This window comes from Stenotrophomonas sp. GD03680 (assembly GCF_029844625.1).
Taxonomy (GTDB): Bacteria; Pseudomonadota; Gammaproteobacteria; order Xanthomonadales; family Xanthomonadaceae; genus Stenotrophomonas; species Stenotrophomonas maltophilia_P.
In genome coordinates, this window is record NZ_JAOCKC010000008.1 from 112,772 (window position 1) to 136,157 (window position 23,386).

Annotated in this window: 22 protein-coding genes; 15 read left to right on the top strand and 7 right to left on the bottom strand. The window is 67.6% G+C overall.

Translation table 11 applies throughout. The annotated features are described in order from the left end of the window. Positions 1 to 138: 138 nt before the first annotated feature. From N5J29_RS11655 to N5J29_RS11695, 9 genes are all read left to right on the top strand, one after another. Positions 139 to 2,463, top strand: a complete 2,325-nt coding sequence (locus tag N5J29_RS11655; RefSeq protein ID WP_164151742.1) for a catecholate siderophore receptor Fiu — start codon at positions 139 to 141, stop codon at positions 2,461 to 2,463. A gap of 51 nt (positions 2,464 to 2,514) precedes the next feature. Further along, positions 2,515 to 3,192, top strand: a complete 678-nt coding sequence (locus tag N5J29_RS11660) for a Fe2+-dependent dioxygenase (protein ID WP_065182420.1) — start codon at positions 2,515 to 2,517, stop codon at positions 3,190 to 3,192. A 164-nt stretch (positions 3,193 to 3,356) separates the two neighbouring features. Next, positions 3,357 to 3,755, top strand: coding sequence for a hypothetical protein (locus tag N5J29_RS11665; protein ID WP_053516642.1), 399 nt, complete (start codon positions 3,357 to 3,359; stop codon positions 3,753 to 3,755). Between the two features lie 147 nt (positions 3,756 to 3,902). Continuing rightward, on the top strand, positions 3,903 to 6,323 hold the full coding sequence (locus N5J29_RS11670; RefSeq protein WP_164151740.1) for a TonB-dependent receptor: 2,421 nt from the start codon (positions 3,903 to 3,905) through the stop codon (positions 6,321 to 6,323). Positions 6,324 to 6,439: 116 nt separating this feature from the next. Then, positions 6,440 to 7,078 carry a PepSY-associated TM helix domain-containing protein gene (locus tag N5J29_RS11675; RefSeq protein ID WP_053516640.1) on the top strand — a complete coding sequence of 213 codons (639 nt, stop codon included), beginning with the start codon at positions 6,440 to 6,442 and terminating at the stop codon, positions 7,076 to 7,078. A gap of 31 nt (positions 7,079 to 7,109) precedes the next feature. Continuing rightward, positions 7,110 to 7,628, top strand: coding sequence for a DUF2271 domain-containing protein (locus N5J29_RS11680; protein ID WP_065174546.1), 519 nt, complete (start codon positions 7,110 to 7,112; stop codon positions 7,626 to 7,628). A 116-nt stretch (positions 7,629 to 7,744) separates the two neighbouring features. Continuing rightward, positions 7,745 to 8,548, top strand: coding sequence for a DUF4198 domain-containing protein (locus N5J29_RS11685; protein ID WP_164151738.1), 804 nt, complete (start codon positions 7,745 to 7,747; stop codon positions 8,546 to 8,548). Positions 8,549 to 8,599: 51 nt separating this feature from the next. Continuing rightward, on the top strand, positions 8,600 to 9,571 hold the full coding sequence (locus N5J29_RS11690; protein ID WP_164151736.1) for an FAD:protein FMN transferase: 972 nt from the start codon (positions 8,600 to 8,602) through the stop codon (positions 9,569 to 9,571). Next, positions 9,568 to 11,172, top strand: a complete 1,605-nt coding sequence (locus tag N5J29_RS11695) for a sulfite reductase subunit alpha (protein ID WP_164151734.1) — start codon at positions 9,568 to 9,570, stop codon at positions 11,170 to 11,172. The genes N5J29_RS11690 and N5J29_RS11695 overlap by 4 nt, the downstream gene beginning before the upstream one ends. 54 nt (positions 11,173 to 11,226) lie before the next feature. On the opposite strand, the gene N5J29_RS11700 is transcribed toward N5J29_RS11695, so the two are convergent. From N5J29_RS11700 to N5J29_RS11715, 4 genes are all read right to left on the bottom strand, one after another. Further along, positions 11,227 to 11,832, bottom strand: coding sequence for a HutD family protein (locus tag N5J29_RS11700; protein ID WP_164151732.1), 606 nt, complete (start codon positions 11,830 to 11,832; stop codon positions 11,227 to 11,229). Between the two features lie 34 nt (positions 11,833 to 11,866). After that, positions 11,867 to 12,592 carry a murein L,D-transpeptidase catalytic domain family protein gene (locus tag N5J29_RS11705; protein WP_053516633.1) on the bottom strand — a complete coding sequence of 242 codons (726 nt, stop codon included), beginning with the start codon at positions 12,590 to 12,592 and terminating at the stop codon, positions 11,867 to 11,869. Between the two features lie 16 nt (positions 12,593 to 12,608). Then, positions 12,609 to 13,685 (bottom strand): L,D-transpeptidase, encoded by a 1,077-nt coding sequence (locus N5J29_RS11710; protein ID WP_111185995.1) that lies wholly within the window; start codon positions 13,683 to 13,685, stop codon positions 12,609 to 12,611. 338 nt (positions 13,686 to 14,023) lie between these two features. Continuing rightward, entirely contained in the window at positions 14,024 to 14,311 is a 288-nt protein-coding gene (locus tag N5J29_RS11715) for a helix-hairpin-helix domain-containing protein (protein WP_227255415.1), read from the bottom strand. A 237-nt stretch (positions 14,312 to 14,548) separates the two neighbouring features. Here N5J29_RS11715 and N5J29_RS11720 point away from each other — a divergent pair, with 237 nt between their 5' ends. From N5J29_RS11720 to murU, 4 genes are all read left to right on the top strand, one after another. After that, positions 14,549 to 16,042 carry a M20 family metallopeptidase gene (locus N5J29_RS11720; RefSeq protein WP_279924357.1) on the top strand — a complete coding sequence of 498 codons (1,494 nt, stop codon included), beginning with the start codon at positions 14,549 to 14,551 and terminating at the stop codon, positions 16,040 to 16,042. Between the two features lie 69 nt (positions 16,043 to 16,111). Next, positions 16,112 to 16,381 (top strand): GlsB/YeaQ/YmgE family stress response membrane protein, encoded by a 270-nt coding sequence (locus tag N5J29_RS11725; RefSeq protein WP_065174540.1) that lies wholly within the window; start codon positions 16,112 to 16,114, stop codon positions 16,379 to 16,381. Between the two features lie 64 nt (positions 16,382 to 16,445). Beyond that, positions 16,446 to 17,471, top strand: a complete 1,026-nt coding sequence (locus N5J29_RS11730) for a phosphotransferase (RefSeq protein ID WP_164151730.1) — start codon at positions 16,446 to 16,448, stop codon at positions 17,469 to 17,471. Continuing rightward, entirely contained in the window at positions 17,468 to 18,178 is a 711-nt protein-coding gene (gene murU, locus N5J29_RS11735; protein ID WP_164151728.1) for an N-acetylmuramate alpha-1-phosphate uridylyltransferase MurU, read from the top strand. Before N5J29_RS11730 ends, murU begins: the two co-directional genes overlap by 4 nt. Positions 18,179 to 18,701: 523 nt before the next feature. On the opposite strand, the gene hda is transcribed toward murU, so the two are convergent. From hda to N5J29_RS11750, 3 genes are read right to left on the bottom strand one after another with little or no spacing between them, the layout of a single operon-like run. After that, entirely contained in the window at positions 18,702 to 19,409 is a 708-nt protein-coding gene (gene hda, locus N5J29_RS11740; protein ID WP_053519433.1) for a DnaA regulatory inactivator Hda, read from the bottom strand. Then, a complete protein-coding gene (locus N5J29_RS11745) occupies positions 19,409 to 20,581 on the bottom strand; it encodes an AI-2E family transporter (protein ID WP_065174539.1) in 1,173 nt (390 codons plus the stop codon). The genes hda and N5J29_RS11745 overlap by 1 nt, the downstream gene beginning before the upstream one ends. Then, positions 20,578 to 21,705, bottom strand: coding sequence for a DUF2066 domain-containing protein (locus N5J29_RS11750; protein WP_227255408.1), 1,128 nt, complete (start codon positions 21,703 to 21,705; stop codon positions 20,578 to 20,580). The genes N5J29_RS11745 and N5J29_RS11750 overlap by 4 nt, the downstream gene beginning before the upstream one ends. 112 nt (positions 21,706 to 21,817) lie before the next feature. On the opposite strand from N5J29_RS11750, the gene purM reads away from it, so the two are divergent. Both purM and N5J29_RS11760 read left to right on the top strand, forming a co-directional pair. Further along, positions 21,818 to 22,876 carry a phosphoribosylformylglycinamidine cyclo-ligase gene (gene purM, locus N5J29_RS11755; RefSeq protein ID WP_053519430.1) on the top strand — a complete coding sequence of 353 codons (1,059 nt, stop codon included), beginning with the start codon at positions 21,818 to 21,820 and terminating at the stop codon, positions 22,874 to 22,876. A 19-nt stretch (positions 22,877 to 22,895) separates the two neighbouring features. Next, positions 22,896 to 23,384, top strand: a complete 489-nt coding sequence (locus tag N5J29_RS11760) for a hypothetical protein (RefSeq protein ID WP_053519429.1) — start codon at positions 22,896 to 22,898, stop codon at positions 23,382 to 23,384. The last annotated feature ends 2 nt before the right edge of the window (positions 23,385 to 23,386 follow it).

A 23,386-nucleotide genomic window follows, 5' to 3' on the forward strand; every position in this document is an offset into this window, starting at 1 on the left:
TCTCCCCGTCCGCGCCCGGGCGTCCGGCGCTTGCCGGACCTCCACCTCCGATCCCGCTTCGAGTCCGCTTCCGATCCTGCCTGCCGCGCCGTCATCCGGCACCGGCGGATCGTTCCTGTTCCGCTACCCACCAGACCCATGAACCCGATCAAGAGCCGCAAGCACGCCTCCCCACTCCGCAACCTGCCGTTGGCGACTGCCAGTCTGGCCGCCGGCCTCGGCCTGGCCACGCTGCCGGCGCTGGCCCACGCCGATGCGACTGACAATGCCCGCACGCTGGACAAGATCGACGTGCACGCCACGCGTGGCTACAAGGCCGACAAGGTCGCCTCGCCGAAGTTCACCCAGCGCCTGCAGGACACCCCGCAGACCATCCAGGTCATCACCAGCGACCTGTTCAACCAGCAGGGTGCCACCACCCTGACCGAAGCGCTGCGCAACAGCCCGGGCGTGGGTACCTTCTATGCCGGCGAGAACGGCAACACCACCACCGGCGATGCGCTGTTCATGCGCGGCTTCGACACCTCCAACAGCCTGTTCGTCGATGGCGTGCGCGACCTCGGCTCGATCTCGCGCGACGTGTTCAACATCGAACAGGTGGAAGTGACCAAAGGGCCGGCAGGGACCGACAATGGTCGCTCGGCGCCGACCGGCGCCATCAACCTGGTGAGCAAGCAGGCCACCCTGCAGGACGCCACGTCGGCCAGCGTTTCGCTGGGCAGTGACCAGCAGCGCCGGACGACCGGTGACTGGAACCAGTCGCTGAGCGCGACCAGCGCGCTGCGCGTCAACGCGATGTGGCAGGACAGCGACCAGCCCGGCCGCGATCATGTGCAGAACAAGCGCTGGGGCCTGGCCCCGTCGCTGGCGTTCGGCCTGGGCACGGCCACCCGCTACTACCTCAACCTGCTGTACGTGAAGCAGGACAACGTGCCCGACGGCGGCGTGCCGACCCTGGGGCTGCCGGGCTGGACGCCGCAGCCGACACTCGAAGCCCTGGCCGGGCATCCGGTGGATCCGGAGAACTTCTACGGCACCCGTGCCGACCACGACGACGTGACCGCGAAGATGGCCACGTTCCGCTTCGAACATGATTTCAACGACAGCGTGCGCCTGACCAATACCGCGCGTTGGGGCCGCACCGAGCAGGACTACCTGCTCACCGCCTTCATGGGTACCGGCGCGCTCGGCGCCAATGGTCGTCCGACCGGCAACATCGGCTACACCAACCCGGCCGACCGTTCGACCTACACGATCGCGCGCAGCCTGCCGACCTTCAAGGACCAGCGCAACACCATCCTGACCGACCAGTTGAACCTGCGGGCCGACTTCAGCACCGGCGCCATCGGCCATGCCCTGAGCGCAGGCCTGGAGTTCACCCGCGAAGAACTGGACAGCTACGGCCAGGCGGCCACCGGCGGCACCAGCTGGCCTGCCGCGAACCTGTACGACCCGGACTGGAACGTGACCGGGCTGACCTGGGCGCATAACGGCGCCGATGCCCACGGCAAGACCACCACGTCCTCGGCGTATCTGTTCGACACGCTGGCATTCGGCGACAGCTTCCTGCTGACTGCCGGCGTGCGTGCCGACCACTACAAGACCGAGTACGCCAGCGCCTCGGTCTGCGGCGGCCGGAGTGGCCCCGCCTGCGGCAGCAATCCGGCCGGCACCGTGCTGCGCAACCCCACGCTGGAGGCCTCCGACACTCTGTTGAACTGGAAGCTGGGCGCGCTGTACAAGGTGGGCGACACGGTCAGCGTGTATGCCAACTACGCGATCTCGCAGCAGCCCCCGGGCGGTGCCAACTTCCAGCTGAGCAGCTCGGCCAGCAGCGCCGACAACCCCAAGCTGGACCCGCAGAAGGCCAAGACCTTCGAGGTCGGCAGCAAGTGGGCATTCCTGGATGATGCACTGGCCGTCAACCTGGCGTTGTTCCAGACCGACGTCGACAACGAGATCAATACCACCGTGCTCGACGAGGCCGGCAACCCGACCCAGACCGGCAGCAAGCGCGTGAAGGGCGTGGAGCTGTCCGCCGTGGGCCGCCTGACCGACAACTGGTCGGTGTCTGCCGGTTTCAGCCACCTCGACACCGAAGTGAAGGAAGGCGCCAAGGTCGCCGCCGACGGCACCACCAACCTGACGTACACGCCGGACGATACGTTCACCGGCTGGACCAGCTACACGCTGGCCCACGGCATCACCGTCGGGGGTGGCGTGCGCTACGCCGCCGGCATGCATCGTGGCACCGACGGTGCTGTCGGCACGCCGTCATTCACCAAGTCCTACGTGGTGTACGACGCCGTGGTGTCGTGGGCGGTCAACGAGAACATCTCGCTTCGCTTGAACGGCTACAACCTGTTCGACAAGGCCTACGTGGCCAGCATCAACAAGAGCGGCTACCGTTACACCCCGGGTGCCCCGCGCACCTTCCTGCTCAGCGCGGACATCCGCTTCTGATGTCCTGGCGCGGGGGAGCCCGGCTCCCCCGCGCAACGACGAGACGACACCATGCTGCTGCACATTCCCAACGTGCTCACCGCTGATGAAGTGGCACAGGTCCGCAAGCAACTGGACACCGCGGACTGGACCGATGGCCGCGAGACCGTGGGTGCCCAGGGTGCGCAGGTGAAGCACAACGAACAGCTGCCGGACGCGTCACCGGTGAAAGCCGAGCTGGGTGCCGGCGTGCTCGCCGCACTGCGGCGCAGCCCGCTGTTCTTCGCTGCGGCACTGCCGTTGAAGATCCTCCCCCCACGCTTCAACCGCTACCGCGGCGGCGGCACCTACGGCTTCCACGTCGATGGCGCAGTGATGAACCTGGGCAACGGCGAGCAGCTGCGCTCGGACATCTCCTGCACCCTGTTCCTGTCGGCGCCGGACGAGTACGACGGCGGCGAGCTGATCATCAGCGACACCTACGGCGAGCACGAGGTGAAGCTGCCGGCCGGCGACCTGATCGTCTATCCCTCCAGCAGTCTGCACCAGGTCAATCCTGTTACCCGGGGCGCGCGCGTGGCGTCGTTCTTCTGGGTGCAGAGCATGATCCGCGACGATGTACAGCGTCGCCTGCTGTGGGAAATGGACACGTCCATCGAGCGCCTGCGACAGACGGGAGGCGACGCTGATGCGGTGCTGCAGCTGACCGGCGTGTATCACAACCTGCTGCGACGCTGGAGCGAGGTCTGAGCCACTCCAGGCCGCGCCTTACATTTTAGCAATCATTCTCATTTGCATCCGCTAACAGCTCTCATTACAATCACGCCCCGTTGATGCTGGCCGCTGCCGGCAAACTATCTGGGGACCCCCGCTTGCTGCGCCCGCTCCGCCCTCGCCCACTCATCCATCGCAAGATGGGCACCGCCATGCGCGGCCAGCGTCCCGCGCTGGCCAGCCTGCTGGCATGGGTGGCGATGCTGGCGTTGCTGCTGGGCACCCTGCCGCTGCTGCCGCACCCGGCCACAGCGATGACCTTGCAGATGCCGCTGGAAGAACGTGGCGGCGAAGGCCCGTTGCAGGAAGAAGCCCCGGCCAAGCTGCGCCGCTGTGCCTCCGCCCCGGTAAAAGCGGCCGAGAAGGCGCCGCCGCTGCTGCTGGCCAGCCAGTGGCTGCGTACCGAACTTGAACTCGTACCCGCCACGCCGGCCATGCCCGGTGTGCGCCCGGACTGGCCGCTGGCCGCTCCGGACACGCCCTGGGCCGACGCGCCCGGGCGTCGCCAGCAACGCGGCCAGGCGCCGCCGCTCGCCTGATCCACGGCCCGACGTGACCGCCTGCGCGGTCGCGTCCACACGCCGCTGACTGCTTCTTCCCTGCCGCCCCTGACCGGGCTTTCCCTGCCTGCCGTGCGCGCTCCGCACCCGGCATCGCGCTGCCTTACATCCTTCGAGGTATCTGCCATGGCCCAGCGCCATCGTGTCCGTTCGTCCCTGTCCCGCCCCCTGCTGACCAGCGCCGTGCTGGCGGCGATGGCGGCCCCTGCTTTCGCCCATGCAGAGATCGCAGGCGCCCCGCAGACCCTGGACAAGGTGGTCGTCACCGCCTCCGGCTTCGAACAGAAAATCACCGATGCCCCGGCCAGCATCAGCGTGGTCAGCCGCGAGGAACTGAGCAAGCGCCCCTACACCAGCCTGGTCGATGCGCTGCGCGATGTGGAAGGCATCGACGTCGGCCTGGAAGCCACCGACAAGAATGGCCGCGCCACCGTCTCCATGCGTGGCCTGCCCTCGGAATACACCCTGGTACTGATCGACGGCCGCCGCCAGAGCAACGTCGGCCAGCTGTATCCCAACAACTTCGGTGGCGGACAGTTCTCCTACCTGCCGCCGCTGGATGCGATCGAGCGCATCGAAGTGGTGCGCGGCCCGATGTCCACGCTGTACGGCTCGGATGCGATGGGCGGTGTCATCAACATCATCACCCGCCGCAACCAGGACAGCTGGCACGGCGCGCTGACCCAGGGCTTCACCGTGCAGCAGGACGACCAGTTCGGCGATGCCCGCAGCACCGACGTGTACCTGAGTGGTCCGCTGCTGAAGGACCGCCTGGGCCTGTCCGTGCGCGGCAGCTACTACGATGCGAAGGCGTCCAATCCGGAATGGGATGCGCTGCCGTTGCCCGATGGCACCCTGTGGGAACGCAGCATCGGCTTCGGAGGTGGCGGCAAGTCGGTGGCCAACACCAACTGGAACACGGGCGTGCGCCTGAACGTCCACGTCAATGACGACCACGAACTGTGGCTGGACTACGACGTGTCGCGGCAGAAGTACGACAACAGCGAGGGCCAGACCGGCACGCTCGACAGCCTGGCCAGCCTGTGGCGCGTCGGCAATGCGGTCATCCCCGATCCGGATGGCGGCGGCACCATCACCCGCCGCGTGGTGCAGCCGCGCGTGGGCTACACCGCCTACCAGCGCTATGAGCGTGACCAGGTATCGCTGACCCATCAGGGCCGCTACAGCTTCGGCACCTGGCAGACCTCGCTGACCCACAGCAAGAGCAGCAACCTCGGCCGTTCGCTGCCACTGACCCTGGACGAGCGCGCCAACCTGCAGACGCTGTGGAATGACGTCTGCCGCCGCACCGGCGCCGCCAACAACTGCGCGGCCGGTCGTGGCAATGCGCTGTCTGCCCTCGACCCGAGCGAGATGGCGCGCCTGCAGGCGTTCCTGCCACGTCCGCTGCGCACGATGGAGCTTGAGGGTTACGTGCTCGACACGATGCTCGACCTCGATTTCGGCGCGCACAAACTGACCGTTGGCGGACAGTACAACGACACCGATATGGTCGACGGCGTGTTCGGCATGGATGGCGCCGGCTACCGCAGCAACACCCGGCAGAAGCACCGCATGTGGGCCCTGTTCGCGGAGGACAACTGGGCACTGACCGATACCCTCACGGCAACCTTCGGCCTGCGCTACGACGACCACAACGTGTTCGGCAGCCATGTCAGCCCGCGCGGCTACCTGGTGTGGAATGCGAGCGACGCATGGACCTTCAAGGGCGGTGTCAGCACCGGCTACAAGACACCGCGCCCGGATCAGCTGTTCCCGGGCATCACCGGCTTCGGTGGGCAGGGCGTGCTGCCGCTGGTCGGTTCGCCGAACCTCAAGCCGGAGACCAGCACCAACTACGAGCTGGCTGCCTATTACGAAGGCCAGCGCTGGGGCTTCAACGTCACCGGCTTCTTCAACCGGTTCGAAGACAAGATCGCCAGCGGCGGCACCTTCCCGAACTGCGAAGTGGCTCCGGCCGGCAACGGCTACTGCGTGGACATCGGGCCGGGCTGGGCCTCGCTGGGCTACAGCACCTTCACCCAGAGCGTGAACATCGACAAGGCCGAAACCCGTGGCGCCGAACTGGCCGCGCACGTCGATCTGCTGGAAACCCTGCAGCTGCGAGGCAACTACACCTGGACCCGCAGCGAACAGACCAGTGGCCCGCAGAAGGGACTGCCGATCAGTGGCACCATGCCGGCCAGGCACATGGCCAACGCCAGCCTCAACTGGCAGGTCAGCGACGCGGTCAGTCTGTCGCTGATCGGCGAAGGCCGCTACGACCGCTACCGCGATACGATCCTCGATGCGGCCGGCAACAGCCACGACCGCGTCTACGAGGACTACACGATCTTCCACCTCGGCGGCAGCTGGAAGGCCAACGCATGGCTGACCGTCAACGCACGCGTCAACAACCTGCTCGACAAGGACTTCGTCTCGCAGTCGTGCCTGCTGATCAGCCAGAGCGAGTTCAGCTGCGTGGACGATTACGCAACCAAGGACCAGCGCCGCAGCTACTGGATCTCGCTCAACGCGAAGTTCTGAGGCGACCCTGACCGGTGCCGGCCGTGGCCGGCACCGGGATACAGAACGACACGCAATTGCGAGCTATTCTCATCAATGATGTAATGCGCAGTCCGCATCCGCCCTGAATCCCCGTCGTGAGCCGTTCCGTTCCCTCCAACGTGCAACAGCAACAGAGCCGCGGCTTCTGGCTGCGGACGCTGCACCAGTGGCACTGGATCAGCTCGGCGGTGTGCCTGATCGGCATGCTGCTGTTCGCGGTGACCGGCCTGACCCTCAACCACGCAGCGAAGATCGAAGCCAAGCCCCAGGTGCAGAACCAGCAGCTGCAACTGCCGGCCGATCTGCGCGGCCAGCTCGGCACGCGCGAAGACGGAAACGCGCCGATTCCGCGCCCGGCCCGGCAATGGCTGGATACGCAGCTGGGCATCGCCATCGGCGGTCGCCCGGCCGAGTGGTCGGCCGAGGAGATCTACGTGTCGTTGCCACGCCCCGGCGGCGACGCCTGGCTCAGCATCGATCGCGAAACCGGCGCGGTGGAATACGAATCAACCTCCCGCGGCGTGGTGTCCTACCTCAACGACCTGCACAAGGGCCGCAACGCGGGCCCGGCGTGGGGCTGGTTCCTGGACCTGTTCGCCGTGGCCTGCCTGGTGTTCTGCATCACCGGCCTGTTCCTGCTGCACCTGCATGCACGGCAGCGGCGCATGACCTGGCCGCTGGTCGGCCTCGGCCTGATGATCCCGCTGTTGATCGCCCTGCTGCTGATCCACTGAACCATCGAATCCCCTTCACCGGAGCCGCCCCATGCGCGTCACCCTGACCATCGCCCTCAGCGGCCTGCTGGCCACCTCGCCGGCCTATGCCGCCACGCTCGACATCAACGTCGAGGTGCCCAAGCTCAATGTCGCCGAGTATCACCGTCCCTACGTAGCGGTGTGGCTGGAAGGCGCCGACCAGAAAGTCGCGGCCAACCTGTCGGTCTGGTACCAGCAGACCAGCAACAACGAAGGCCATGGCACCAAGTGGCTGCCCGACCTGCGCCAGTGGTGGCGCAAGAGCGGCCGCACCCTGCAGGTGCCCGTGGACGGCGTGACCGGCCCAACCCGCCCGGCCGGCAAGCACGCGCTGTCGTTCAACGACAAGCAGCCGGCGCTTAAGCAGCTGGCCCCGGGCAACTACACCCTGGTGGTGGAAGCGGTGCGCGAAGTCGGTGGCCGCGAACTGCTAAAGATCCCCTTCACCTGGCCGGCCACCGCCGCACAGAACGGCAAGGCGCAGGGCGCCACCGAACTGGGCCAGGTGACCCTCGCCATCAAACCGTAACCGCCTGAGCCGGGGTCAGAGCCCTTTCCGTTGGAAGGGGATTTGACTCCGGGGTCGGATCCCTTCCGCAGGAAGGGCTCTGACCCCACCCATCCAACGTCCCTGGAGTCTTCCGCATGAAGCGCACGCTCGTCCTCGCCGCCGCTCTGGCCGCTGCCCTTCCCTTTTCCGCACTCGCCCACAAGGCCTGGCTGCTGCCTTCGCAGACCGTGATCGCCGGCAATGCGCCGTGGATCACTGTTGATGGTGCGGTCTCCAACGACCTGTTCTACTTCAACCACGTGCCGCTGCGCCTGGAATCGCTGGTGATCACCGCGCCGGACGGCAGCACCGTGCAGCCGCAGAACGCCTCGACCGGCAAGTACCGCAGCGTGTTCGATCTGGAGCTGAAGCAGCAGGGCACTTACCGCATCGCTTCGGTCAATGACGGCCTGTTCGCCACCTACGAACAGAACGGCGAGCGCAAGCGCTGGCGCGGTACCGTCGCCACCTTCGGCGAACTGCCCAAGGGCGCGGAGAAGCTGGAAGTGAGCCAGTCGGTCGGCCGCGTGGAGACGTTCGTGACCAATGGCGCGCCGAACGATACCGCGCTGAAGCCGACCAACCGCGGCATCGAGCTGGTTGCGGTCGGTCACCCGAACGACCTGTTCGCCGGCGAGGAAGCCACCTTCCGCGTGCTGGTCGATGGCAAGCCGACGGCTGGCCTTGCCTTCGAGATCGTGCGCGGCGCCACCCGCTACCGCAACGCGCAGGACGAACTGAAGGTGACCAGCGACGCCAAGGGCGAGATCAAGGTGACCTGGCCGGAAGCTGGCATGTACTGGCTGGAAACCGGCACTGAAGACAACAAGACCTCGGTGAAACAGGCCGCCAAGCGTCGCCTGAGCTACGTGGCCACGCTGGAAGTGCTGCCGCAGTAATGGTGACCGCGATGCCGGGCACGCCCCGGCATCGCAGCCGCCAACCCCGTCATGACCGATTCCCTGCTCGACATCGCCCGCCTCGGCGGCACCACCATGGGCACCACCTGGAGCGTGTCGCTGGTCGCGCCGCGCCAGCGCGACCTGCACCCGCTGCACGCCGGCATCCAAGCGCGCCTGGATGATGTGGTCGCGCAGATGAGTACGTGGGACGCCGGCTCGGACCTCAGCCGCTACAACAGCGCCGATGCAGGCCAGTGGTGCACCGTGCCAGCCGAGACCCGCAAGGTCGTGGCCTGCGCCCAGGCCATCGCTGCCGCCAGCGACGGTGCGTTCGATCCCACCATCGGTCCGCTGGTGGCGCTGTGGGGTTTCGGTGCACATGCCGGCGAACGCCGCCAACCCGATGCCGCCGCCGTTCAGGCCACGCGCGAGCGCTGCGGTTGGCAGCGCCTGCAATGGCGCGGCGATGCGCTGCTGCAGCCCGGTGGACTGGAACTGGATCTCTCTGCGATCGCCAAGGGGTTCGGCGTCGATCACGTGGCCGCGTGGCTGCGCGATCAGGGCATCGCTGCTGCACTGATCGAGGTCGGTGGCGAACTGGCCGGCTACGGCCGCAAGCCCGATGGCCAACGGTGGCGCGTGCTGGTGGAATCGGCGCCGGAAGAAGACGCACGCACCGAAACACCACCGCGGGTGCTGGCGCTGGACGGCAAGGCGGTCGCCACCTCTGGCGATCGCTGGCATCAGTATCAGGCCGATGGCGAGGCCTACAGCCACAGCCTCGACCCGCGCACCGGCAGGCCGGTACACCAGGTTGCAGCGGCGGTGACGGTGGTCGCCGACGACGCGATGCATGCTGATGGCTGGGCCACCGCACTGACCGTACTCGGCCGCGAGCACGGCATGGCGCTGGCCGAACGCGAAGGACTGGCCGCACGCTACCTGCATCGCGCAGCGGATGGCCCGCACGAGTTTCTCAGCAGCGCCTTCCAGCGCCTGCTCGACGAGCGGGACACATGAGCGCACGGCCGTCGCGCGCGCTGCTCGGCAACGCGCTTGTACTGATCCTGCTGGCGCTGATCGGCTGGGCGCTGCTGCGACTGCATCTCGGCGAAGCCTGGTGGCAGGGCGCACCGCCGGCGCGGCAATCGCAGATCGCCATCATCGCCACCGCGCTCTATGCGCTGGTCTGCACCGCACTGTGGTGGCGTGGGCGACCGCGCGACGATGCTGCCTCTGGCGACGTCGCGCCGATCCTGCTGGTCTGGTCCAGCCAGACCGGCTTCGCCCGCGAACTGGCCGAACGCAGTGCCGAGGCATTGCGTGGTGCCGGCGTGCCGGTGCGTGTGCGCGGTCTGCATGAGGTCGACGCCACGTTGCTGGCCGGCAGCCAGCGTGCACTGTTCATCGCCAGTACCACCGGCGAAGGCGACCCGCCCGATCATGCAGTGCCCTTCCTGCGCCATGTGATGGCTCTGCCGTCATCGCTGCAGCATCTTTCGTACGGCGTTCTCGCCCTGGGTGATCGCAGCTACGGTCACTTCTGCGCCTTCGGTCACCAGCTCGACGACTGGCTGCGCCAGCACGGCGCACATGCCCTGTTCGACGCCATCGAGGTCGACAACGCCGATCCCGCTGCACTGCGGCACTGGCAGCAACTGCTCGGACAACTTGCCGGTGGCGCCAGCGAACTGCCCGACTGGAGCCCGGCCGAATACCAGCCGTGGACGCTGCTGCAACGCCGGCACCTCAATCCCGGCAGCCAGGGCGGACCGGTGTACTGGCTGCGCCTGCAGGCGCCTGCCATCGACGGCGTGCGCTGGCAGGCCGGCGACATTGCCGAGATCGGCCCGCAGCACGCGCGGCACAGCGCGCGGGCCTGGCTGGAATCACAGGGTTTCGATCCGCAGACGGTGCTCGAGGACGGCCAGACGCTGCTGGCCCGTGTCGAACGCTCGCACCTGCCCTCACTGGTGCCACCGGGTGATCTGCCCGCCCTGCTGGCGGCCCTGCAGCCGCTGCCGCATCGTGAGTACTCCATCGCTTCGGTGATGGACGATGGTGCGGTGGAACTGCTGGTGCGCCGGCAGCTGCGTGCCGATGGCACGCCCGGCATCGGCAGTGCCTGGCTGTGCGACCACGCCGTCATCGGCGAGCCGGTACAACTGCGCCTGCGCCGCAACGACAACTTCCACGGTGCCGCCGTTGCGGCGCCGCTGCTGCTGATCGGCAATGGCACGGGCATCGCCGGCCTGCGTGCACACCTGCATGAGCGCGCGGCCGTCGGCGCGCACCGCACCTGGCTGCTGTTCGGCGAGCGCTCGGCCGCGCACGACTTCCATTTCGGTGACGAACTGCGGGCGATGCTGGCGGCCGGCACGCTGCAGCGTCTGGATACGGTGTTCAGCCGTGACGGCGGCAGCCACCGTTACGTGCAGGACCGCCTGCTGGCGGAGGCGGCAACGCTGCGGCAATGGGTCGATGAAGGTGCCACGATCCTGGTCTGCGGCAGCCTGCAGGGCATGGCGCCAGCCGTGGATGCGGTCATCGAGCAGGTGCTGGGTACCGACGGCAAGGAGGCCCTGCTGGTGGCCGGCCGTTACCGCCGTGATGTGTATTAGCCCAGGCAGCGCCCAGCGCATGCGCGGATGATGCCCATCGGCGCATGCGAATCATCAGTCCGCGGCGCTCACCCGTATCGCCAGCAGCTCGCCACTGCCCTGCAGCGCATGCCGCTGGCGCTCGCCGGCCGCCAGCCATGCAGTGTCGCCTGCCTGCATCGGCGGCAAGCCACTGTCCTCGGCAAAGCCGGCCTCACCCGCCAGCAGGTGCAGCGCCCAGGCCACGCCTGACTCGCAGAAGAAGAACATCGACCCCACCAGCGGCCGGTGCAGCAGCTCGGCGTGCAACTGCCCGCGCTTCCACATCAGGTTGAAATCATGGGTGGTGCCATCGACCAGTTCGCCGTGCAGTGCCTCCTCGCCGGCAAAGCGCACGCGACCATGCGGCGGCAGCACCTCCGCCACCCGGCCATCGGCGAAGCGCAGGCGCACACCGTTGCCCTGCAGCAGCACCAGTTCGCGCTCCACGCCCGGAAATGCGGAGAACGCGGCATCCTGCTCGATCTCCGCCACGGACAGGCGCAGGGCCCAGTCGTCCCCGTGCGCCGGCAGCCGCAGGATTTCGCGGGTCCAGCCCAGGCCATTGCGCCAGCGTTCGCGGCGGTAATCCAGGCGGGCAATCACCTGGCTCGGAGTCTTCAGCAGCGCATCGATATCCATGCCTGCATTGCACCACGCCACGTGCAATCGCGCATCAGCGCGTGGCGACCGTACCCTGCGCGCCGCACTGGCCACCCAGCAGCTGCGAATGCTTCAGCCAGTCCTGGTCGGGGTAATAGGCGAACACCATCGTGCCACCACGCAACGCGTCGATCAGCGGCCTGGCCACCGACAGCCGCACCGCCGGACACCCCAGGCTGCGGCCCAGCCGACCCTGCAGCTGGGCGGTCGCCGGATTCACGTAGGGGGCGCCATGAATGACGATCGCACGCTCGCGCGCGCGGTCGTTGAAGCCCGGTTCCAGCCCGGCCAGCCGCAATGAGTAGCCGTTGCCGCCCATGTAGGTTTCCTGCGCGGTGAACACACCGAGGCTGGACATGTAACTGCCGTCGCGATTGGAAAAATGCTCGGTCCGGTTCTCACCACTGTTGCGGCCGTGCGCCACCCATTCCTCGAACAACAGCCGCTGGTGCGCCAGGTCGAACACCCACAGGCGCGGCTCGGTGGAGGGCCGCGAATAGTCGATCACGCTCAGGCGTTCGCCGCTGATGCCCAGCTCCGGTCGCAACAGGGCGCAGCGCATGGCCTGCGCCGCCAGCTGCAGCACATGGCGATCGGCCTTCGGCGCGGTACGTGCCAGCAGGGCGGCCAGATCCTCGGCACGGGTCGCGATGGCGGGCGTCTGCGCCAACGCGGGTGCGCTGGCCGAGGTTGCAAGCAGGCCAAGCGTGGCCAGCCGGCACAGGCGGGATGCGGTCATGGACGGGACACAGGACTCAGTTGCCTGTGAGAGTGGACCCTGCCGGCTCGGATTCCAAGACCGGCTGCAGGCCGGATTCAGCCGGGCTTGGGCGCACGGCGGGCAGCGAGGTCACCAGCAGCGTCGTGCCCGGCACCAGCACCTGGTACAGCTGCCGGGCGAAATCGGCCGGCAGCGCCAATGGCAGCGACGGCGTGGCCAACAGGTCCGGGGTCGCCTGCGCACGGTCCTGGCCCAGCAACGGATAGGCCGTCCATTGATGCAAGCGCTGCTTCGCATCGAGCGGGCTGGGAACATCGCTGTAGCCCTGCCCCATCACGAACAGCGTGGTGCCCTGGAAGGCTGGCAGCGCGTCGGCTTTGAGCGGCGATTCGCCAATCATCACGCCGTCGCGCAGGACGTACAGCCGCTGGTCGTGCAGGCTGACCAGGATGCCGACCTGCCCGGCCGGCGCCGCGCTGTCGTTCCACCAGGCCGCCGCCACACTGCCGTCGCCGGTCTCGGGCAGGGCCTCGCCGCGCGCGTTGACCGGCGCCAGTACGGCGGGATAGGCCAACGTCATCGGCGCGCTCTTGGCATCGGCCACCACTACCGTATCGCCGCGCCGGGTCTCGCTGAACAGCTTCTGCGCGAATGCCTGCGGCAGCCGTACGCAGCCGTGCGAGGCCGGATGCCCCGGCAGGCTGCCGCCATGCAGGGCGATGCCGTCCCAGGTCAGCCGCTGCATGTACGGCATCGGTGCGCTGTTATAGAGGTTGGAGCGGTGGTCCTTGTCCTTCTGCAGGATCGTGAACACCCCGGTCGGCGTCTCGTGTCCCGCCTTGCCCGAACTGATCGTGGTCAGCCCGATGGCGATCCCGTTGCGATACACGTAGGCGCGCTGCTCGTCCAGACTGACGACCAGCACGATCGGGCCGGCCGGGGAAATCTCCGGATGCCAGAGGAATTCGCCCGGCTTGAGATCGGTAGGCCCGCGTTCGGCGGCCACCGGCCCGGACGGGTCGGTCGAGTGCGAAGACGGCGGCCCGGCCTGCACGGTCAGCGGCAGTGCCAGGACAAGGGAGAGCATCAGGGACGGACGGTGCAGACGCATCCAGCGGAGGTTCCATTCCATGCGAAGCGGTCACCGTACACCATCGCGCCGTAGCGAACGCGCCAAAAGAGAATGCCCGGCGACACAACCCTGTGTCGTACCGGGCAATCGTCACGTCCTTGTCGGCCTGCTGCCTCCCCCGCGCGTCCTGCGAAGTGGGGGTGGCGTTGCATCCTGCACGCGGCCGCGTCTGTCCTGCTTGTATCTCAGCCCCTTCCACAGGTCTGTGATGCCACCGTCCTGGTGATTGGTGCCGCATCCTGCGACGGTCGGTGAACACAGCCTCCCTGGCGGTGCCCGGTGGACCGGCCTCCTGCGGGTCCCGACGATTCCTGTTGTCAACGCCTTGGTACGGTCCGCACCGGTACCGATCCGGGTACCGGATCCGCGGGCAACAGCCTGTCGCCTACGGTGATCCGCTGTCGATTCCGTTCGACGATCACTGTCCCTATCCCCTTCACCTGCGTCAGATCCTCGACGCGCTTGAAGGGCCCGTGTCTGCGCCGGTGCTCGACGATCGCCGCAGCCTTCCTGGCTCCGACCATCGTCAATCCCTGCTGCAGCGCCTGGACATCGGCCCGGTTGATGTCGATCGGTTCGGCGGCATGCGCCCCTGCGATCCCCATTGCCAGTACCAGTGCCCTCAACACGACTAACCAAGGCACGACGTATAACTCCTTGTGGTTCTGGCCGCCCCGACCGGCAATCCCGTCGGTAGGAACAGTGTCCGTCACCACATACACACAGACTATCGGTTTCGTGGATTTCTAAAAGCCAGCCAAATACCCGACGTGATGTAGGAAAAACCCTACCCCCGGCGCAGGCGTAGAATGGCCGGATCAGCCATGCAACCGGAGTTTCAGATGGACAGCGCCAAGCTCGGCCAATTCGTGAATGACAAGTGGGACAGCGAAATCGTCCCGCAGTTGGTCGACTACATCCGCATTCCCAACAAGTCGCCGATGTTCGACGCCAATTGGGTGCAGAACGGCTACATGGAACAGGCGGTCACCCTGATGGAGACCTGGGCCAAGGCACAGGAGCCGCCGGGCCTGAAGGTCGAAGTGGTCCGCCTGGAAGGCCGTACCCCGCTGATTCTTCTGGAAATTCCCGCCACCGGCAGTGAAACCGGCGACGACACCATCCTGCTCTACGGGCACCTGGACAAGCAGCCGGAAATGACCGGCTGGGACGACGACCTGGGCCCGTGGACCCCGGTCCTGCGTGGCGACAAGCTCTATGGCCGCGGCGGCGCCGACGATGGCTACGCGATCTTCGGTTCGCTGGCCGCCGTGCTGGCCCTGCAGGCCCAGGGCCTGCCGCACGCGCGCTGCGTGGTCCTGATCGAAGCCTGTGAAGAGTCCGGCAGTTACGACCTGCCCGCCTACGTGGACCATCTGGCCGACCGCATCGGCAAGCCGTCGCTGGTGGTCTGCCTGGATTCGGGCTGCGCCAACTACGACCAGCTGTGGTGCACCACGTCGCTGCGCGGCCTCACCGGGGGCAACTTCACCGTCAAGGTGCTCAACGAAGGCGTGCATTCCGGCGATGCCTCCGGCGTGGTGCCGTCCAGCTTCCGCCTGCTGCGCCAGCTGCTGTCGCGCATCGAGGACCAGGACACCGGCCGCATCCTGATCGACGGCATGAACGTGGAAATCCCGGCCGAGCGCCAGGAACAGGCCAAGCGTGCCGCCGAAGTGGTCGATACGGCCATCTTCGAGAAGTTCCCGCTGGTCGATGGCCTGCGCCCGATGAACGAAGACCTCACCGAGCTGGTGCTCAACCGCACCTGGCGCCCGGCGTTGTCGGTCACCGGAATCGGCGGCATGCCGCCGCTGGAATCGGCCGGCAACGTGCTGCGCCCGCAGACCTCGGTGAAGCTGTCGCTGCGCCTGCCGCCCACCGCCGATGGCAAGACCTGCGGCGAACTGCTGAAAGAAGCGCTGCTGCGCGATCCGCCGAACGGCGCGCAGGTCACCCTGGATCTGGAAAAGGCCTCCACCGGCTGGAATGCCCCTGCCATGGCGCCGTGGCTGACCAAGGCCATCGACGAAGCCAGCCAGACCTTCTTCGGCAAGCCGGCGATGTACATGGGCGAAGGCGGCTCGATTCCGTTCATGGGCATGCTGGGCGAGAAGTTCCCCGGTGCCCAGTTCATGATCACCGGCGTGCTTGGCCCGCACTCGAACGCGCACGGCCCGAACGAGTTCCTGCACATTCCGATGGGCAAGAAGGTCACCGCCTGCGTGTCCAAGGTGATCAGCGAGCACTACGCCGCCAGCCTGCGTGGCGAGACCAGTGGTTCGCCGGTGGCCGCCGACAGCGGCACGCGCCATGGCGACCACGGCTGCTGCTGATCCGGCACACCGTGACGGACGCAGCCCGGCCTTGCTAGGCTGCGTTCTTCTCAAGCGGAACGCACACGCATGAATGGTCTGTTCGGCAGCAGCAGCTGGCTGTACATCCTGCTGGTCGGGTTCTTCGTCGGCCTGCTCGGGCGCTTCGTCATGCCGGGCAACAACCGCATGGGCTGCCTGCTGACCATCGTGCTGGGCATCCTCGGTGCCCTGCTGGCCGGCTGGTTTGGTCAGTACATGGGCTGGTACGCCCCAGGCGAACCGGCTGGATTCCTCGGTGCCGTGGTCGGCGCGGTGGCCGTGCTGGCGATCCTGCGCCTGTTCAGCGGTCGCCGCTGAAACGGCCCCACCTTTCCCTCCTGTCCCCGACGTCGGCGCGCCCCGCGCGCCCGGATATGCCCGCATGACCGAACCCGCCTCCGATCCCCAGCGCAGCGCGCAGCGACTGCAGTGGGCCCGTATCCAGCTTGGCGATGCACAGGCCGTGGTTGAACGTGCCTCGGTCGATGCGGGCATGCGCAGCTACTGGCGCGTCACCGGTACACGCGGCAGCCACATCGTGATGGATGCTCCGCCGGGACTGGAAGACCCCCGCCCCTGGCTGCGCATGCGCGGCCTGCTGCACGACCATGGCCTGCGTGTGCCGGCCCTGCTTGCGCAGGATCTGGACGCCGGCTTCCTGCTGCTGGAGGATCTCGGCGGTCCGACCCTGGCGAGAATCCTCGACGAGCGCAACGCCGATGAATGGTTCGGCCGCGCCATCGATCAGCTGCTGCGCCTGCAGGCGATCCCGGTGCCGGCCGACTTCGGCCAGTTCGGCGAAGCCCTGCTGCAGCGCGATGCCGGCCTGTTCGACGAATGGTTCCTGCAGCGCCATCTCAACCTGCAGCTGGACTGCGGCGAAATCGAGGGCCTGCAGCTGGTCCATCGCCGGTTGATGGACAACGCACTGGGCCAGGCGCAGCTGATGACCCACCGCGACTACATGCCCCGCAATCTGATGCCCGTTGCCGACGGTCCGGCCGTGCTGGATTTCCAGGACCTGGTGCGGGGCCCGATCGCCTACGATGCCGTGAGCCTGTTCAAGGACGCGTTCCTGAGCTGGCCGCTGCAGCGCGTGGACGAGTGGCTCGCGCAGTACCACGCGCGCGCGCACGCTGCGGGCCTGCCGGTGCCCGACCGTGCGACCTTCCTGCGTGACGCGGACTGGATGGGCATCCAGCGCCACGTGAAGATCCTGGGCCTGTTCTGCCGCCTGCGTTACCGCGACAACAAGGGTCATTACCTGGACGATGCGCCGCGCTTCATCACCTATCTGGACGAAGTACTGCCGCGCTACCGCGAGCTGGCCCCCCTGCGGCAGCTGCTGGACACACGCATCAAGCCGGCGCTGGCCGAGCTCGGCACACCGATGCGCGTGGCCCGATGAAGGCGCTGATCTTCGCCGCCGGCCTGGGCGAACGCATGCGCCCGCTGGCCCTGCACACACCCAAGCCGCTGCTCGCAGTGGCCGGCAAGCCGCTGATCGTCTGGCACCTGGAGCGCCTGGCCGCCTGCGGCGTGCGCGATATCGTGGTCAATACCGCATGGCTGGCGGAACAGTTCCCGGCGATGCTTGGCGATGGCAGCCGATGGGGTGTGCGCCTGCACTTCATGCATGAAGGCGATACCCCGCTGGAGACCGGCGGAGGCATTCTCAATGCTCTGCCGGCACTGGGTGAGGATCCGTTCCTGGTGGTCAACGGCGACATCTGGACCGATTTCGATTTCGCCACACTACCGCGCGAGCCGCGGGGCCAGGCGCATCTGGTGCTGGTCGACAACCCCACGCAGCATCCGCACGGTGATTACCGGCTGGACACGCAGGGCCTGCTGCACCATGACCGCGAAGGACCGTGCCTGACCTATGCCGGCATCGGCGTGTACCGCCCTTCAATCGTGGCCGACTGGCGCACGGTGATTGGCGATGCGCCGGGCAGCGAGCGGCTGCCGCCGAAGTTCTCGGTGGTGCCACTGCAGAAGCACTTCATGGCGCAGGGGTTGATGACGGGGCAGCACCATCGCGGGCGCTGGACCGACGTCGGCACGGTGGATCGCCTGCGTGCGCTGGATGTTGAGTTGGCGGCGAACGGCTGAGCCCCTCATGGTTGGTCGCGTAGAGCGGATCGCGTGTTCGGCCGGGCGGGTGGGCCATGCAGGGGCGTTGGCGCCATGGATGGCGCCATCGAGCTTACAGGGACGTACTTGCAGCGTCCCCTGCATGGCCCACCCGCCCGGCCTCTGACAGTTTCCTTGCGCGTCCAGCCACGGAAGAAAGAAAGAAAAGCAGAAGCAGGTCGCTTCGCTCACGAAGCGAAAGCGCATCCACGCGTAGCGTGGCTCTACCGTGTCGACCAAGGTCGACACCCACCAACAGCAGTGCAGTACGCAATCCCGGCAGATTGCGGGAACCTGTCGAAGGCGGGGTGGCTCAGGTTGCGGGGGCGTGAGCGCCATGGATGGCGCGACCGAGGCTACATGGACGTACTTGCGCCGTCCCCCGCAACCTGAGCCACCCCGCCTCCCCTGAGGAAGCCAGCGTTTGACGTTGACGTTGCTCCGGCTTCGGCACTGGCTTCGGCGGGTGCAGGGCGGCAGCCCTGCAAAACAAACCCCAACCTCAGTAGCGAGGGCGGCCTTCTTCCAGCACCTGGCGCAGGAACGGCACGGTGATCCGACGCTTGGCCGCCAGCGATTCGCGGTCCAGCCAGTCCAGCAACGTGATCAGCCCGCCCAGCTCGCGCCCGGTGTGCGACAGCAGCCACTCGATCGCGGCCTCGTCGATCGCCAGCCCCCGTCGCAGCGCGCGCTCGCGCAGCACCGCCGCGCGTCCTTCCTCGTCCAGCGGCTGCAGCAGCACCCGCACGCACTGGCCCAGCCGCGAGCGCAGGTCCGGCAGCACCAGTCCGAGTTCGCCCGGCGCCTTCTGCGCCGTGTAGAGCACGGTCACGCCGGCAGCGCGCGCACGGTTATGGAAATCGAACAGGGCAATCTCGTCCTCACGGTTGCCGGCAATCTCGTCCAGTCCGTCCAGCGCGACCAGCTCGCGCGCCTCCAGCCCCTCCAGCGCTGCACGCACACGGCCGGCCGCACTGGCCAGCGGCACATAGGTCGGCAGCCGCCCGGCCTGCTCGGCGCTGGAACACATCGCCAGCGCCTGATGCGTCTTGCCCGTGCCTGCCGCGCCTTCCAGGTAGACCCAGTCGTGGCTGGCACCGACCGCGATCGCGCGCAGCTGCGCCAGCGCACCATCCGGTGCGCCGATGAAGGTCTCCAGGCGCTGGTCCCGCGGGTAGTGCAGGGCCAGCGGCAATTGCGGCACACCCATCACTTCAGGTCGGGGCCCTTGTCGTTCGTGTCGAGGATGATGTGGGGCGGCTCGACCACACCGTCAAGCACGATCGCCGATTTCTCACCCGCGTAAAGATCGCTCTGCCGATAGCGCTGGTGCGCATAGCGCAGCAGCACGTTGGACACGGCAGCCACCGGCAGCGCCAGCAGCATGCCGAGGAAGCCGAACAGCTGGCCGCCTGCCATCACCGCGAAGATCACCGCCACCGGATGCAGGCCGATCTTGTCGCCGACGATGCGCGGCGTCAGTACATAGCTCTCCAGCAGCTGGCCGACCGTGAACACCACGCCGACCAGTATCAGCAGTTTCAGGTCGAAGCCCTGCGCCTGCACCAGCGCGGCGATGATCGCCATCAGGATGCCGGTGGTCGCGCCCAGGTATGGAATGAAGCTGATCAGGCCCGCGATCATGCCGATCAGCAGCCCCAGCTTCAGCCCCACCAGCGACAGGCCGCCCGCATAGATCACGCCCAGCGCCAGCATCACCAGGAACTGGCCGCGGATGAAGGCGCCCAGCACCTCGTTGGATTCGCGCGCCAGCGCCGTGATGGTGCCGATGTGGTTGCGCGGAATGACCGAGGCGACCCGCTCCACCAGCTTGTCCCAGTCGCGCAGGAAGTAGAACGCCAGGATCGGCAGCAGCAGGATGTTGACCACCCAGGTCACCATCGTGAAGCCCGAGCGCGAGACATATCCCATGAAGGTCTTGGCGAAGCCGCCCGCCTGCTGCCAATGGCTGCGCACCCATTCGATCAGGCGATCCGGGTCCAGCCACTGCATCACCTCCAGGCCGGTCTTCTGCTCGAACCACGGAATGCCGGTCTGCATCAGCCAGGCCTGCGCCTGCGGCACGGCCGCCACCAGGGTGGTGATCTGCTTTTCGATCATCGGCACCAGCACCAGCAGCGCGGCGACGATCACCAGCACCATGGCCACGAACACCAGCACCACGCCGGTCATGCGCGAGCGCCCGGTGGCCTCGATGCGGTCCACCAGCGGATCACCCAGCCAGGCCAGCGCCAGCGCCAGCACGAACGGCGTCAGGATCGGCGCCAGCAGCCACACGATCCAGCCGATCAGGCCGGCAAGCAGGATGTATTTGACCCGGCGCAGGAACTGCGCGATTTCAGCTTCCGGCGTCAGGGTCATCGCAGTCGGTACTCGTTGCTGACCGGCGCCTGCACCGGCACGCCGGTGGTGTCATCGATCGGTGTCGGAAGGGCAGGCAGCGGGGCGTTCGGAACCAGTACGCCGCTGTCACCCAGCATGCGGTTGAAGCCGGCCAGGCCGGTGGTCATTTCGACGGTCAGCTCCAGCCGGCCCGCGCTGGCGTGCAGCGGAGTGACATTGCGCACCACCGGCACGTCGCGCAGGCCTGCGGCCAGTCGCAGGTAGTCATCGGCACTGTTGATGCCGGTGACCACCACCCGGTAGCTGCCCGCCTGGCCGGTGGCCACACCGGCCTTGGCATAACGCTTGACCAGCGCATCGGCCGCGCCATCGGCGCCCGCGGCCATCGCGCGCATGGCGTTGGCATCCTTGCTGGTCCATCTGTTCAGTTCACGGCCATCGTCGACGAACACCCAGTCCGCCTGCCAGCCGCCATTGGCACGGTAGAGCTTGCCGATCAGCTGCATCGGCGGCGAGTAGCGCGAAGAGGCGCGGGCCACGGCGGCGCTGTCCTGGCGCCAGATGGCACCGGCCAGCGCCTGTTCGGCAGCGCCCCCACTGGGCAGGCCCAGCTTGTAGCCGCGCTCGATGGCGCGGTTCAGCAGCGGGCGCGCGGCATTGGCCTGCTGCACGCTGACCAGGCGCGGGCCGCTGCCGTCATCGACGGCCAGCCACAGCACCGGCTTCGGTCGGGGCTGCGGCCACAGCGGCAGGCCCAGCGCGGCGACCAGCGAATCGACGTCATCCTCGCGGAAACGGGCCACCAGCAGGGTCCGGAAACTGGGCGCACCGCTGGCGCTGACGCTCTGGTCCTGCTTGTAGTCGTAGCTGGCCACGTAATCCTTGGCATTGCGCAGGGCCTGCACCACGCCGGGCCGGGACATCACGCTGCGGTCGCCCGACAGCTTGCCCAGCACTACGCTCAGGGCACGTGCCAGCCCGCCATTGCGGTCGGCCTCGGCCTGGCTGTTGACCGGCACTTCGGCCTCGTAGGCCCCACTGGCGGTGGCGACATCCCCCTCGGTGCGCAGGCCGCTCTGGGCCATCGTGGCCACCGGCAGGCTCAACGCAAGAAGCAGGGTGAGAATCAGGCTGCGGCGCATCAGGACATCCATTGGCTCGACGTATCCGGGGGGAATTGTTGCCCGAATACGGCCTGTGCGCCAATGCGGCCTGTTAAAATCGCCCGTTCAACCCCTGCCAGCGCCGACGCCCGTGACCAACACCCCGTCTTCCGCCCCCTCCCCCCTCACCTACCGTGACGCGGGCGTCGACATCGACGCCGGCAACGAGCTGGTCGAGCGGATCAAGCCCCTGGTCAAGCGCAGCTTCCGTCCGGAAGTGATGGGCGGCCTGGGCGGTTTCGGCGCCCTGTTCGACCTGTCCAACAAGTACCGCGAACCGGTGCTGGTGTCGGGTACCGACGGTGTCGGCACCAAGCTGAAGCTGGCCCACCAGCTGAACCGCCACGATACGATCGGCATCGATCTGGTCGCGATGTGCGTGAACGACGTGCTGGTGCAGGGCGCCGAGCCGCTGTTCTTCCTGGACTACTTCGCCACCGGCAAGCTGGACGTGGATACCGCCGCGGCGGTCGTGGGCGGCATTGCCAACGGCTGCACCGAGGCCGGCTGCGCACTGATCGGCGGCGAGACCGCTGAAATGCCCGACATGTATGCCCCGGGCGAGTACGATCTGGCCGGCTTCACCGTGGCCGCGGTGGAAAAGAGCGAACTGAAGGATGGCGCCAGCGTGGCGGCCGGCGATGTGCTGATCGGCATCGCCTCGTCCGGCCCGCACTCCAACGGCTACTCGCTGGTCCGCCGCATCTACGACCGCGCCGGGCGTCCGGCCGATCTTGAGCTGGAAGGCGGCGTGAAGCTGGTCGACGCGCTGATGGCACCGACCCGGTTGTACGTCAAGCCGATCCTGTCGCTGCTGAAGTCGCACGGCGATGCCATCCATGGCATGGCCCACATCACCGGTGGCGGACTGACCGAGAACATCATCCGGGTGGTCCCGGACGGCCTCGGCCTGGACATCCAGGCGGCCTCGTGGACGCTGCCGCCGGTGTTCCAGTGGCTTCAGAAGGAAGGCGCGGTCGCCGACAGCGAAATGTGGCGCACCTTCAACTGCGGCATCGGCTTCGTGCTGATCGTCGCGCCGGACCAGGTCGAGGCGGTGTCCGCCGCGGTCACGGCCCAGGGCCTGGATCACTGGACCATCGGCCAGGTCGTCACCACCGAAGGCGCCGAGCGCGTCCGCATCGCCTGACCCCTGCAGAGGAGCCCGCATGGACGCAATGCCCCCATCCCCTTCGAACCCGGTGCCGCCGCCGCTGCTGACGGCACCCGTATTCGGCCCGCAGGACGCCAGCCATCTGCGGGCGCTGTCCATCGGCCACTACGTGGTTGGTGCGCTCATCGCACTGTTCTCGCTGATCTTCATCATCCACATCGTGCTGGGCGTGAGCGCCCTGACCGGGGCATTGCCGCTGAGCTCGGAGGGGCAGCCCTCATCGCCCGCCGAGCAGCGGATGTTCGGCTGGATGTTCACCATCATCGGCAGCGTGATCGTGGTGGGCGGCGTCACCCTGGGCGCCTTCGTCGCCTACGCCGGGCGCTGCCTGGCGCAGCGCCGCCGTTACGTGCTGTGCCTGGTGGTCGCGGGCCTGTCCTGCCTGTTCACCCCGGTGGGCACGGTGCTGGGGGTGTTCACCCTGATCGCCCTGCTCCGCCCCCAGGTGAAAGCCGTGTTCGACACTCCGTCGGCAAGCGTTTGAGC